At 70.5% G+C, this 13,510-nt stretch carries 1 protein-coding gene; it reads left to right on the forward strand.

The features are described 5' to 3' along the window. Positions 1 to 65 precede the first annotated feature (65 nt). The gene (locus HWX25_RS27500) at positions 66 to 13,505 is read left to right on the forward strand and encodes an LWXIA domain-containing protein (protein ID WP_175911594.1); all 13,440 of its coding nucleotides are present in this window, start codon (positions 66 to 68) and stop codon (positions 13,503 to 13,505) included. The last annotated feature ends 5 nt before the right edge of the window (positions 13,506 to 13,510 follow it).

The following is a 13,510-nucleotide window of genomic DNA, read 5'->3' on the forward strand; positions in this document are numbered from 1 at the left end:
CGGATCGCATCGTGGCGCACGTGGCGCCGTGCGGGACGCGCATCGCGCGCGTAAGGGAGACGAGCATGCTGTCGATCGACGGAATGGGACTGGGCGTCAACTGGCAACGCTTCCTGTCCGACACGCTGGACCCGGTCGTCGCGCCGCCTCCCCCGCCGCAAAAGGACGATTCGTCGACCGGCCCGGCCAACCCGACCGTGGCGCCGCCGATTCCCGTGACGGCCACGCCGTTCACCGACCCGTCGAAGCCGACCAACCCGGAAATCGCATCCGCGACGTCGCTGATCCAGAACATGGCCGCGCAATACAGGCCGCCGCCGCCCGACATCACGGTCGAGAACGACAAGACGCGGGCGGTGCAGAAGGCGATCCAGGACGCGCAGACGCAATACGACACCGCATCGCAATCGCTGCAGGGCGCGCAGAACGTGCTGCACCTCGCCAACCGCGACCCCGAGTCGACGCCCGACGAACGCAATGCCGCCCAGGCCAGCTACGCGAAGGCGCGTGCCGCCGCCGACGATGCTCAGCGCAACCTGAACGTCACGACCGACGCGGGCTACATGATCCTGTACGGCGAACAGGCGACGAACGACATGCCTGCCGGCATGGTGCAGTCGGATACGGGCGAAATCACGAATCCGGGCGACGCGCGCAATCTCGCCGACCAGAAGCTCGCCGCGCTGCAGGCGCTGTTTCCCGACTCCCCGCACGATCCGAACGACAAGAACTGGGCGCCGCAGGCGAGCGACTGCAAGACACCTGTCCAGATCCGCGCGTACGACGACTGGCAGACCGCCGACGCACATGCCGCCGCGGGCGAGGCGAAATACTACGCGGATATCGCGAACTCGAATCTCGCCTATACGCAGTTTCAGTCATACCTTGCCGATCCCGACTACAAGGCGGCCGTCGACGCCGGCGTCGGGAAGCTGAACGACGCGCTCGCGCCGCTGAACCTGGAGGTGTCGCTGCCGGATGCACCGGCGTCCATGGACGCCGCGCAGCAGGCCGTCACGACCGCCGCGAAGGACGCGAACTACGCCAATGCCGCGCTCTCGGCGGCAAACGACAACGTGACGCTCGTGCAGGCGCAGCAGCAATCGGACGCGGACCACGGCAAGGAAGGCCCGACGGTCGTCGCGCCCGGCGCGATCGAGAAGGACAAGACCGTGCTCGATCGCGCGCAGACCGCCGCAGGCACGAGCAGCAGCTATCTGCAGATGTTGTCCACGCAACAGCAGGCCGACACGCTGCAGGCAAACTTCCGCGGCAAGCATGCGAGGATCGACGACGATCCGAGCGACCCGTACACGCAACTGCAAATGGCGAAGCAGCAGGCAAGCATCGCGCACGATGCGTTCGTCGTCGCGTATGGCGGATCGCTCGCGCAGCAGTACGACGACCAGGCCGCGCAGATCGAGGCGACGGTGAAGGCGACGGCGAAGCCGCCGACCATGTGCCGCGTGCAGCCGAACTGGCTGAATGCGTCGCCGCTGTTTTCGCCGCCGTGGAGCACGGCCGCGAACGGCACGGCGAACCTGCCCGGCGCGGCGCCGCTGTTCGCATCGCCGTTTTCGGCGGCGAACCCGGCAGCGAATCCACTTGCGGGCGGCACGCCGTCGCTCGACACGTCGCCGTTCGTGACGAACCCGCTCCAGCCCGCGCAAAGCGATGCGACGGCGACCGGCACGGCGGACGCCGGCCCGACGCTGGCCGATGCGCAACGCCTGCGCGTCGTCGCGGGCGCGATCCGGGCGGCCGACGATCGCCTGTCCGATTCGGTCAACGAGCGCGCCACGAACGCGGCGCTCGCCCAGGCGCGCGACCTGCAATCGCAGAAGCACGACTCGCTGACGAATATCCAGCAGAAATACGACGACTGGCAGGCGTCGCATCCGGCACCGCCGCGCTTCCGGCAAGTCGCCGACGGCGACATCCTGCCGGCCTTTTCGCCGCCGCTGCCGAACCCGCACCAGAGCGAGCTCGACCAGGCGAAGCAGGACGCGCAGAACGCGGACAACACGGTGCAGCGGCTGCAGTTGATGGGCGAACTGGCGCATCGACAGGTGCTGATGGACCAGTTCGATGCGGGCCTCGACGAGCGCCTGCGCTACGTGACGGACGATCACTCGGACGCGTACAAGGACTACCAGAAGGCAGCGCGCGACTTCTATTCGGCGCATCGCAGCGACATGTCGAACACGCTGCTCGACGTCGCGGGCGCGAACACCGGCAACGGCGCGACGATCGATTTCGGCAAGCTGAGCGACACGCAGCAGCGCAACCTGATCGGTGTCGCGCTCGGCATGTCGCCGGATGTCGGCGGCGATCCTTCGTCGACCTCCTCGGTCGCCAACGACACGCAGACGCACTTCACCGACAAGGACAAGCTGTCGGCGATCGACGGCGTGCGCAACACGCTGCTGAAGATCGGTGGCGGCGCCGGCACGCAGATCAGCGTGCGGCCGATCGTGTATGCCGCGAAAGACATCGGCATGCAGACGACCGCGCTCTTCGAAGTCAAGGACACCAAAGGCGTCACGCAGTTCGTGGACGAGACGGGCAGCACGTACCACGACATCAACGACTACATCGACAACAACGAACTGTCGTCGGACGGCACGGTGGACATCGCGACCGGCCACAACGCGGACGGCACGCTGCAGATCGTGTCGCGCGCGGCGCACCACGACAGCGGCTTCGACAGTTTCCTCAACACGCTGACGGGCACCAAGCTCAATCTCGGGATGCTGATCGGCGGGATGGTGCTCGAAGGCATCGGCGGCGTGCTCGACGCGACGGTGCTCGGCCTGCCGCTTGGCGCGACGCTGAACGTCATCGGCACCGGCATGGCGTATACGTCGATCGCCGCGACGATGACGAGTTCGGCGCTCGACCTCGCGAACCGTGCGGACCATGGCCGCAGCTTCAACCCGTTGAGCGACGCGGGAGCGCGCTCGGATTTCATCAACCTGATACCGATGGGCGCGGCGGGGGCGTCGAAGCTCGTCGGCAGCAAGCTGTTCATGCGCGGCGTCACGGGGCTGACGCGCATGCCGAAAGTGGCGTCGTTCCTCCGCGGCGCCACGAAGGTCTTCGCGGTCGGGACCGGCGTGGCCGGTGCGACCGAGTCGTTCTTCGAGGCCGGGGCCGACTACCTCAGCGGCAATGCCGACGCGGGCAACAAGGCGCTCGTCGGCGGCCTCACGAACGTCGCGCTGATCGCCGCGGGCGGGCTCAAGGCGCGCGCGGTCACGGGCGTCGTCAATCGCACCGGCATCGTCGCGCGCACGACGGACGGCAAGGCGGTGACGATCGACGGCCAGACGATCCGGCAACTGCTGAACAACGGCGGCGACGCGTCGCTCGCGGCCGGCCGCAATCGCGCGACCTTCGACGGCGAGCGCGTGACGGTGTCGCACGACGGCACGCTGATGGTCGGCGACAACGTGCTGACCTATGACGGCAAGCCGATCCGCATGCTCGACAACGCGTCGCGCAAGGCGTTGCCGACGGGCGAATCCGTCGTGCTCGGCGCGGACGGAAAACTGTCGCTCGCTTCGGTTTCCGACAAGAACTGGACCAACGGCACGCGCATCGACTCGCTGACCGACACGGGCGAAAGCCTGTCGTTCGGCCCGGGCGGCCGGATGAGCACGACGCCGAAGATAGCGGCGAGAACGCGGCTCGATCTGCTCGACAGCGCGTTGCAGCAGGCGCGCGACGCGTACACCGCCGAGAACGGCGGCGAACAGACGGCACGCAGCCTCGCGCAGACGACGACCCAGGACGACACGGCGAGCGCCGCGACCGACGCGCGCAGCACGCGGCGCACGAGCGAGGAACGCGCACGCATCGACGAGCAGCGCGACGAAAGCGATGCCGATCACGCGACGAATGCAGGCAGCAACCGGCGCAGCGCCGACGCGCACGCGATGCGGTATCGCCCGTTCGACACCGATACGCCGGCCGGCGCCAGCAATCGCGAGACGCCCGGGGCCGCGCGACCGCGCGTCAACGTCCGGGTCGTCGATCTCGCGGACGAGGCGCCCGCCACCCGTCCGGCGACGTCCGACCCGGCCGGCATCGCGGTACCGCGCGGGCCGCGCGCGGAACCGATGAAGATCGGCGACCGCACGGTGTACATCGTCCGCGACGGCGCCGAAGCGGACGCCCCCGCCGTCGGCGGCGTCCGCCCGCAGGACCTCGAGGAACCCGTCATCGTCGTCGCGGGCGAACACGACGGGCTACTCGCGCCCGAACTCGCGAACCGCTGGCAGAAGGCCATTTATGCGGCCGCGCCCGACGCGTTCGGCACCGACGGCCAGCTGCGCCCCGATGCGCGCGTGCTCCGCTTCGACCCGGCGCCGGAAACCGGGGCGGCGGCCGGCCATGTGGCCGCCGACGAAACGCCGCACGCAAGTTCGCCACGCGACCCGCGCGACGATACGGTGATCGCGCTCGCCGGCAGGCGCGGCCCGAACGAGCCTGCGGTGCCGCAACCCGCCGCGACGCGTCAACCGGTGAACGCGCTCGACGGCAGGTTCAGCCCGCCGAACCGGGTGCTCGTGCTGATCCGCCCGGAACGCACCGATGCGGCGCAGCGTGCGCCTGCCCGCGACGGGACGGCACCGGACGAATCCCGCACGGCGCCCGCCGCGCGCGCGGACGGCGCAAAGCCGCGATCCGCAACGACGAGCGACGCCGCGGCGCTGACCGATACCGATCTCGCGGCGGCGCACCCGGAATTGACGGAAGCCGCACCGCCCGAAGCGGCCGCGCCGGATAAACCCGGCCGCTACACGCAGGTGCAGTTCCGTTTCGGCGGCGCGCCGCTCCCCGAGGCCGTGCAGGCGCTCGCGATGCAGTCGGCGACCCTCGTGACGCAACTGCGCATGCTCCACGACGCCGGCTGGCGCGTGAAGGTCGGCAAGCGAGGCGGCGGCAGCTACATCGATCCGCGCAGGCGCCGCATGACGATCGACGGCGCGCTCAAGGATCCCGGCGGCATCACGTACACGCTCGCCGGCGAGGCGCGACAAGCGGTGGAAGCGATGCACGGAGTGCTGAAGCCCGACTATGGCGACCGCGGCCGTTTCACGCGCAAGGCCCTCGAAGCGGAGGCGCGCGCGCAGATCAACGCGTTCGAGGCACGCTACGAGATCGCCCTCTCGAGCGGTGTCGACATCGCCGAACACGCGCATCTGCCCGAAGGGATCGCGCGCGAGGGCGTCGACTGGCAGCGCACGTCGGGCGATTACACGGGAACGGTCGGGCGGCTCGCCGACCTGTTCGCCGATGCGCCGGTGTCAGGACGCGACGGGCAGACCTTCAGCGCGTTCTACGACGACGTTTGGGCGCACCAGAAGCGCCGCGGCGACATTCCGCGCCGCATGCCCGCGCCGCGCATGCACGCCGCCGGCGACGCGCCGGACGGCAGGCAACATCTCGACGCGCGCACCGCGTGGAGCCACGCGCATGCGGTGCTCGCGTCGCCGTTCGGCGACGGCCGCCCGGCACCCGACCCGGCCGACCTGCACGCGCGCCGCGACGGGCACATGGCGCGATTGCCGGACCGCAACCTGCTCGTGCTGCACGCGGACACGCTGCCGGACGGCACGCTGCTCGTCGACGGCGAGCCGGCCAATGTGCACGAATACACGCTCGCCCAGGCGCCGTGGAGGCTGGTCAAGGACGCCGACACGATCGTGCTGTCCGCGAAGCACGGCGGCAATGAAACCGCCGCGCGGCTCGCGAACGTGTTGCAGCGCGCCGTCTACGCGCCGCCCGAGCGTGCCATCGGCGACGACGCGGCCGTGCTCGACACGCGCGTGTTCCACCGCTTCGACCCGGCGCCCGCTGCGCCGCACACCCTCGGCGAACTCGCGGCCGACGCCGAGGGCGTCCATCTCGCCGGCGACCCGGGCACGCGGATCGACGTCGAGCACAACGTCGGCGCACTGCTTGGCGCGGGCGCGCGCAAGACCGCGTTCACGCTCGGCGACGACGCGGCGCTCGTCACGGTCGATCACGGCCCCACGCCGTTGGCGCCGCTGGAGGCGCCCGAATCGCTCGACGCACGGCGCGCGGCCGACGAGCAGCTCGTGAACGCCGAACGTCAGGCGCTTCAGGAACTCGAAGCGCTGGGCGTACGCACCGTGCAGCTGCACGGTCCGTTTCGCTCGCTGGGCGGCATCGTCTCCGCGCTGGTCCATCCGCTCGGCGTGTTCCACAGCGACGCGTTCGCGACAGGCGCCCTGCCGTCCTACATCTCGCGCGCGGGAATCCAGAACATCCTGCGGCTGCACGATGTGCTCCACCAGTCCGACATCGGCTTCGACCTGCAGGGCATCTTCACGCGCTCCGGCGACTTCCTGGTCAGCGATCCCGGACGGATTCGCCGCGACGACTACGGATCGCACCAGATGTCGCTGTCGCGGCTCGCGGAAATCGAGCGCGGCGTCGTACGCTGGCTCCAGTCGAATGAAACCGGCACCACGCTCGCGCAACGTGACGGAGGGCTGCCGTCCGACGCGTTCGTGCAGAAGCCGTCGCCGATCACGCGCGTGCGGATGCGCGTCGGCGGCGTACCGCTGCCCGACGCCGTCACCACGCTCGCGCTGCAGTCGGACACGCTCGCGGCGCAATTGCGCATGCTCGACGCCAACGGCTGGCGCGTGCGCGTCGGCAAGCGCGGCGGCGGCAGCCGGATCGATACGAAGCACAGGCGCGTGACGATCGACGGTGCGCTGGCCGACCCCGAATCGATGACGTACGTGCTCGCGCACGAGACCAAGCATGCGGTCGAGGCGATCGAAGGCACGCTCGGGCTCGACTACAGCGACCGCGGCCGTTTCTCGCGGACGGCCTTCGAAGCCGAGGCGCGCGCGCAGATCAACGCATTCGAGGCACGCTACGAAATCAAGCTGACGAGCGGCATCGACATCGCCGCGACGGTGCGGTTGCCCGATGCGCTGCAGCGCGAAGCCGACGCGTGGCAACCGTCGACCGATCCCGCCGTCGCCGTCGCGCGGCTCGCCGATGCATTCGCCGATGCGGCTGTGTCGGGCACCGGCGGCAAGACGTACACGGCGTTCTACGGCGACGCGCACGCGCGTGCAAAGGCACGCGGCATGCGCGCGATGCCGGCGCCGGAAACACGCGCCACGCGCGGCGACGCGAACGACGGGCCGCACACGATGCGCGAGATCCAGGCGCAGCGTGCGGCGTGGTCGCAGGCCAACGCCGCGCGCGACGCGTCGCCGTTCGGCGCCGGCGGCCCGCCGCCGCTCGATACGCTGTCGTTCCTGCGCGACGGCCGCATCCTGATCGATCCGGTCACGCGTCTCGCGATCGTGCCCGCCGAGACGCTGCCCGACGGCACGCTGCTCGGCCCCGACGGGCAGCCCGTCGATCCGCACACGTTCACGCTGCTCAATCCGCCGCCGTCCGACCCGGGCTATACGACGATCCTGTCGGCGCGGCACGCGAACGAAGGCGCGGCCGCGCAGCTCACGAACCTGTGGCAGCGCGCGATCTACACCGCGCATCCGGACGCGGTCGGCGCAGCGGGCGCGTTGACCGACCTGGTCGGAATGAACCGCTACGTGCCGGCCGCGTATCGCCAGCCGTCGCTCGGCGAGCTGTCGGTCGACCCCGTGCACGGCCACCTCCATCTCGGCGGCGATCCCGCCAGGCGCGCCGATCCGGCGGATTTCCTCGGGCCGGTGCTGGGCTCGGGAGCGGACAAGACCGTGTTCGACGGCGGCGCCGGACAGGCGATCGGCGTGTACCGCGACGACTCGGCCGACGGCGTCGCCGACGCCCATGCGGCGGTCGATCTCGAACAGAGCGGGCTCGCGATGCTGCGCGACGTCTACGCGTTGCCGACCAGCACCACCGACGGGCCGTTCACCGTCGGGAATCGCGTCGCGGTCGTGCTGAAGCCGTCCGCGCAGCTCAGCAGCGTCGACGTGGAGCTCGACATCGGCCTGCCGAGCGTGGTGTCAGGCAAGGGTCTGGCCGACCTCGAGCGGATCCGCCGCGTCACGCAGACGCACCATCTGCTGTACGACTTCCAGGTGCTGTTCGGCCGCAACGGCGACGTGATGCTGCACGATCCCGGCCACCTCCGGCCCGGCGCCGACCCGGACGGCAGCGTGCTCGGGCGAATCGACGAAGTCGCCGCGAAGATCCACGACGGGATCGAGACCGGCCGTATCCGGCTCGCGCATCCGGCGTTCGTCGAAGCCGGCGCGTATGCGCCGCGGCCCGGCGCGATCGGGCGCGTCGTCACGACCTTCCGCGGCATCGTGCTGAAGCTGCACGCGCACGCGCTGGCCGCGCGTTCGCCGACGCTGCGGGCGCAGATGCGGCTCGCGCGGTGCGACGGGTGGAAGGTGAAGCTCGGCGCCCCCGGCGGCGGCCAATACGTGGACGCGGCGCGGCGCGTGATCGTCCTCGACGGCAACACGCGTCGCGCCGGCACGCTGGTGTTCGCACTCGCGCACGAGGCGCAGCACAGCGTCGACATCTCGACGGACACCCTCGGCATCGACCGCAGCAGCCCCGAAGCGTATGTGAGGAGCCTGCTGCTCGCGGAAGCGCGTGCGCAACTCAACGCGTGTCGCGTGCGCGACGAAATCCTGGCGGCCGGCGGCCCCGACATCGCCGCGCACGCGCAACTCCCGGAGACGCTCGCACGCGCGGCGGAGCACGCGTTCGCGAGCGGCGACGAGGCAGCGCTCGATGCGCTCGCCGATACGTTCGGCGACATGCGCACGTCGCTGCCCGGCAAGCCGACCTATCGCACGCTGTACGCCGGGCAGGCGCGCGCCGAATTCGCCGGCCGGCCGGCGCCGGCGAAGCTCGCGGCACCGGCGCGCGGCGGCGCTCGGCGCGGCCGCTACGCGATCGACAGCGCGGAAATGACGCGGGCGCGCGCGTGGCTCGACGAACGCGGCATGCGCACGCTCAGACGCGTCGACGGCACGCATGCGCCGTCGCTGCGCGCACTCGTGCGGCAAACCGGCGTCGATACCGAACTGCTGATTGCGCGCGCCGGCCCGGTGACGCCCGACGCGGCGCCCGAATTCGTCGCTTCCGCGCGCATCGATGCGAACGGCGCGATCAAGCCGCCGAAATTCGTCGGCAACACGCTCACGCAGGACGAACGGGAATTGCTCGGCGCCGCGCTGGACACCGCGCTGGACGCGGCCGATCCCGCGCAGGCCGCGGCCGCCCGCCAGGCCTTCGCGTTCCATGCGTCGCCGGTGTCGCTCAACGAACTGCGGTCGCTCGGCGGGGTCGCGAAGATCGAGCCCGTGCGCGACGGCAAGCCGGTGACGTTCACGCAGCCCGGCCGCGTGACCCACCGCTACGTCGCCGCGATCCTCGCGCTGGACAATACGAAGCACTACCGCAGCGCGCACAAGGCGATCGCGGCGGCCGCCGAGTCCGACACGATCTACGCGGTCGACCAGGCAAGCGGCGAGATTCGCGGCCACGCACGCTACGACAGCAGCCACGGCGTCTGGCAATACCAGGAGAACGCGCCCCTGGCGCACACCCGTGTCGCGCAACGGTCCCTGGCCGGCGCGTACCCGCGACGTGCGCAAGTGCGCGTACGGCCGCACGGCAAATCGCACGGCGTGCCGCTCACGCGAGCACGCGCGCGCGGCATGACGTTCGCGGTCAGCAGCATCGCCCCGGCAACGCTCGAACGGGTCGGCAACCGCTTCGATCCGGTCAAGCCGCCGAAAGCCGGCAAGCCCGACAAACTGCCGCGGCCGGGCCTGCGCTATCTCGGCCACCTGGGGCTCACGAGAACGCTGAACGCGCCGCGCCGCGTCGCCTTGCTGACACGCAACCGCACCGCCGCGGTGCTCGGACGCGGGCGCACCGGCGCCGCCCTCCCCGCCGGCGGCACGCGCGCGACCGATCCGGCTACGCGACTGTTCGAGAAGAACGTGTTGCCCGCCGGCAAGGACGCGGCACTCGATTTCAGCGGCCACAACGCCGTGCATCTGCTCAGCGTCGCCGAATTCGGCGGCCTCGAGGCGGGCAAGCATCATATCTACGTCTACGACACCGCGGAACCGCTGACCGACCGGCTCGACGCGCCCGAGGGCGTGCTGGTGCCCGACGCGAACGGCAAGCTGACGTGGCACGACCCGCACAACCCGTCCGCGCCGGGCGTGCCGCTCGAGTCGTCGCCGATCGGCGACGGCCCATACGGCGCCAACGTGCATCTGCTGCTGACCGAACTGACGCCCGCCGAACTGGCCGCGCATGCGCGCGGCACACGGCTCGCGGCGCTGACGCGGCGCCTCGCGCACCTCGAAGCGATCGAACGGGACAAGTCGCCCGGCACGTTCGCGTCGCTGCGCACGTGGGCGAGCCAGCAGGCGCGTGACGCGCGCCGCGCGCGCAACGCGCTGAAGAAGCAGATCAAGACCGAGAAGGACGCTGCCAAGCGCCTCGGCCAGCCCGTGCCCGCCAACCCGAAGCTCAGGATCAGGCCGTACCAGCCGTCGCTCGTCAGCGCGACGCTCGTCGAATGGAAGCGCCTGTATGGCAACGGCAACGTGTCCGGCCTGTTTGCGCACCTCGAACGGATCGACGCGCTCGCGAAGCGGGAACGCGACCCGCGCCTCGCGTCGCTCGAACTGATCGACACGCCGCCCGATGCGCCGCCGCCGGCGATGATGGCCGACGCAGCCGCGTGGCGCGGCACCGGCATGCCGCTGTACGTGGCGCGCGACTGGTCCGGCGGTGGCGCGCGCTATGCGCCGGTGCCGTTCTGGAAGCGCGCGCAGCGTGGCCTGAGCACGGCCGCGGCCACCGATCGCGCGCTGCGGCGCGCGTTCCTCGGGACCAGCGAGGCATTGCAGAACCGCATGGTACCGATGAGCCGCGCGCACCGGCTGTCCGACGATCCGGCGCCGTTCGTCCGGCAGATCGTGCGCAACGGCGGCGTGATGCCGGTCGTGACGATCCCGATCGATCCGCACACGCTCAACGCCACGCGCGGCGCGAAGCACGACCCGGAATTCGTCGACGACGTGAAATCGATCGGCAACCAGAAGACCGCGAAGATCGACTACTGGGAAGGCACGATCACCGGCGAGAACGGCGCCGTCATGCATCTCGACGACCTGACCGAGGCGAATCTGCATCGGTGGCTCGACGCGGCATCGCAGGCAGGTTTCCTGCTGCGCCTCGAAATGGCGCCCGCGCGCGCGCTCGTGTCGTCGGAGGACAACCGGCATCTGGCCGGCACCAACGACGGCTATCACCATCACGCACGCCTCGGCGAGCTGCTCGAGTCGTGGGCCGACGCGCACCCGGGCTCCCCTGCGCCGCACGTGATGGTGACGTTTCACGGTTGGGATGCCGTGCCGGAGCCGGTGCCGGGCGCGGGCCATCTGGCGCTCGTCAACTCGCTGCTCGACCGGCCGACGCTCAAATGGGTGCATGTCGGCCTGTCGTACGCCACGCACGGCGCCGACTTCATCGCGAATCAGGAACTGACGACCGCGCTGGCCACGATGCTCGTCGACCGCGCGCAGGCGGAAGCCGCCGCGCGGGCCGGCGCGAAACCGGTCGAAAGCACGCTCGAGCGGTTGCACGGCTCGGATGCGCTGACGCGCGTGTTCGAGCGCGTCGACCGCGCCACGCTGGCGGACCAGCACCAGATGCTGCTGGCCGAAATCGAGCGGATCGGCCGCGCCAGGGGCCTGCCGCCCGACGCGATCGCGGCCTTGCGGCAGGGGATCTACGAAGGCAACACGACGCGGCTGCTGAATCGCGCGCGTTACGCGACGTCGACGTTCGCGACCCGGGCCTGGGCGGCAAACCGGCAATCCGCACCGAAGGCGGACGCGCCCGGCCGCAAGTTCACCGAGACCTGGCTGACGAGCGTCGGCGCCCGGCTTCGCGCACCCGGCCAGGACACGACGCTGCGGCCCGGCCAGAGCGGCCCGGCGCCGCTCGCGCCGTGGCGCGAGATCGTCCGGCAACCGGCATTGATCGTCGACGACTCGCTGCCCGTCAGCGACAGCCGGCTCGTCAGCGCGCAGGCGGTCGCGCACGTCGCGGCAGACGATCCGCTCGCCGCCTACGCCGAACTGAATGCGCTGCGCCTGCAGCAGGTGGAGCGCTCATGGTCGCTGCTCAACTGGAAGAACGTGCTGTCCGGGATGGTCGGCATCGGTGCCGGCGTCGCCGTCCATCACATCGGCCTCACGCCGACGAACTACAAGCAGGCGGCCAACACGACGTTCGTCGGCGTGCGGACCGGCCGCCTCGTCCAGGCGTTGCATCAGGACACGCTGCGCGCGCTGCAAAGCGGCGATCCGCGGCTCTTCAACCATGTGATCGACCGCTTCATGAGCGGCCTCAACAATCAGTTGTCGGCGCACCGGATGCACGAGGACCAGCGTCGCGCGTCGCTGATCCGGCTGGCGGACGAAGGCCGCGCGAAGATCAACCTGCAGCTCGAACTGCATCGCAGGCAGTCGCTGCCCGCCGACAAGACGGTCGAATACACGAAGCTGATCGCGAACGACATGGTCCAGCAGATGCAGGGGGTGCTGGCCGGCACGTCGATCCAGCAGCTCCATCACGGCAATCCGCGCCGCTTCCTCGGCAAGGTCGGCCGCACGGCGGCGATCGCCGGCTACGCGAGCCTCGGCGAGCTGTCGCTGCATACGCTGCTCCAGGATCCTTCGCTGGTGCCGTTCCTCGGCACCACCGGCGCGCTGCTCGGCCTCACCTACACGGGGCTCGTTCAGGCGAGCGCGTTCACGCACCTGAGCATCGAGCGGCGCAGCCGCGTCGTGCGCTTCATCGACACCGCTTCCGACCTCGCGAGCATCGCGGGCGGCTACATCGGGCCGTTCGTCGGCTCGGCGCCGACGATTCACGCGAACCTGCCGATGGCGATCTCGTCCTTGAGCTCCGCGACGCTGCTCGCGCTCGCACGCACCGACACGCATTTCCCGAACCTGACGAAGCGCGTCACCGGCAAGATGCCGACGATCCTGCTGCTCGCGCCGATCGGCATCTACGTCGGCAACTGGCTCTATACGGCGTTCGGCGGCAGCGGCAGCGGCAGCGGCAAATCGACGCCGCCGACAGGCTCGACGAAACCGCCCAGCCCGCCGGTGGGGCCGCCGTCAGGCACGCACGTGCACGTGCACGTGGCACCGGCGACGCCGGCAACGCCGACTGCCCCGTCGGGCACATCGAGCACGCCGAGCACGCCTAGCACGTCCAGCGCGCAGCCCTACATCGTCATCGAAGGCGATTCGCTGTGGGTCATCGCCGACCAGCATCGTCAGTCGCTGCTCGATGCCGCGCACGTGTCGCGCGCCGATCAGCAGACGATGACGCGCGGCGAACAGGATGCGCGCGCGCTGAACGAGATCCTGCAGCTCAATCCGTCGGTCGCGCACGATCCGAATCGCCTGTCGATCGGCACGCCGCTGATCGTGGGCTGAAATCT

This window comes from Burkholderia sp. BCC1640, from assembly GCF_902833125.1.
GTDB lineage: Bacteria > Pseudomonadota > Gammaproteobacteria > Burkholderiales > Burkholderiaceae > Burkholderia > Burkholderia diffusa.